General features: G+C 76.6%; 1 protein-coding gene and 2 pseudogenes. All 3 read left to right on the top strand.

Annotated features, from left to right (window positions below):
• Positions 1 to 357, top strand: a pseudogene (locus RH94_RS43370) (hypothetical protein); the annotation flags it as partial.
• Positions 354 to 896 carry a SixA phosphatase family protein gene (locus RH94_RS14600; RefSeq protein WP_073948035.1) on the top strand — a complete coding sequence of 181 codons (543 nt, stop codon included), beginning with the start codon at positions 354 to 356 and terminating at the stop codon, positions 894 to 896. The pseudogene RH94_RS43370 and the gene RH94_RS14600, both read left to right, overlap by 4 nt.
• Positions 897 to 966: 70 nt before the next feature.
• Positions 967 to 1,313, top strand: a pseudogene (locus tag RH94_RS43365) (IMPACT family protein); the annotation flags it as partial.

Genomic DNA, 1,313 nt, shown 5'->3' with positions numbered 1-1,313 from the left:
GTGCCCGCGGCCGACGACGACCCCGCCGCCTGGCGCCTGGCCCTGCTCGCCCGCGGCCGCACCGCGCCCGTACGGCTCGACGCCGCCGCGCTGGACGAGGCCCGCCGGACCCTCGCCCGCTGGCGCCGCGCGGTCGCCGACTGGGCGCGGCGGCCCTCGCGGCCGGTCCCCGACGAGGCGCGCGGCCGGCTGCGCGACGCCTGGGAGGACGACCTGGACGTCCCGGCGGTCCTGCGGGTGCTGGAGTGGGTGGGGACCCACCCGGACCTGGCGGACGGGGCGCGCTTCGAGACGTACGCGTACGCGGACCGGCTGCTCGGCCTCGACCTCACCCACGACCTGGGCGGTACGGCGTGAACACCCGCGCGGGAGCCGGCCCGCTGCGCCGCCTGGTGGTCCTGCGCCATGCCAAGTCCGCCCGGCCCGAGGGCGTCGCCGACCACGACCGCCCGCTCGCGCCCCGCGGCCGGAGGGACGCGCCCGCGGCGGGGCGCGCGCTCGCCGAGGCCGACTGCCTGCCGGACCTCGCTCTGTGCTCCACCGCTTTGCGCGCCCGCCAGACCTGGGAGCTGGCCTCGGCCCAGTGGGGCACCCCGCCACCCGTGCGCTACGCCCCCGAGCTGTACGCCGCCGACGTCCCCGACCTGCTGGCGGCCGTGCGCGAGGCGCCGCCCGAGGTCGGGACGCTGCTGCTCGTCGGACACAACCCGGGCCTGGAGCGCCTGGTCCTGGAGCTGACCGGGGACGGCCTAGACGACACGCTGGACCGGCTCCGCGTGAAGTTCCCGACCTCCGCGATCGCCGTTCTGTCCTGGCACGGCCCCGGCTGGCGGTCGCTCACGCCCCGCGCCGCACTCCTGACCGACTTCATGGTGCCGCGGGGCGCGAAGCACTGAGAGGACCCTGCCGACGCCGGAACCGCACCTCGGGCGGAGGCGCTCCGGCCGGTCCGCATAGGCTGGGCGGATGCAGGACGAGTACCGCACAGTCGCACGCGCGGGCGTGCACGAGACCGAGATCAACCGTTCCCGCTTCCTGTGCGCGCTCGCCCCGGCGACCACCGAGCAGGAGGCCCAGGACTTCATCGCCGCCGTCCGCAAGGAGCACGCGGACGCCACGCACAACTGCTGGGCCTACGTCATCGGTGCCGACGCCGGTGTCCAGAAGGCGAGCGACGACGGCGAACCCGGCGGCACCGCCGGCGTCCCCATGCTCCAGATGCTGCTGCGCCGCGACATGCGGTACGTCGTCGCCGTCGTCACCCGCTACTACGGCGGCGTCAAGCTCGGCGCGGGCGGACTCATCCGGGCCTA

Origin of the sequence: Streptomyces kebangsaanensis, from assembly GCF_001906585.1 — a bacterium.
Taxonomy (GTDB): domain Bacteria; phylum Actinomycetota; class Actinomycetes; order Streptomycetales; family Streptomycetaceae; genus Streptomyces; species Streptomyces kebangsaanensis.
This window is presented reverse-complemented; position numbering and strand designations above follow the sequence as displayed.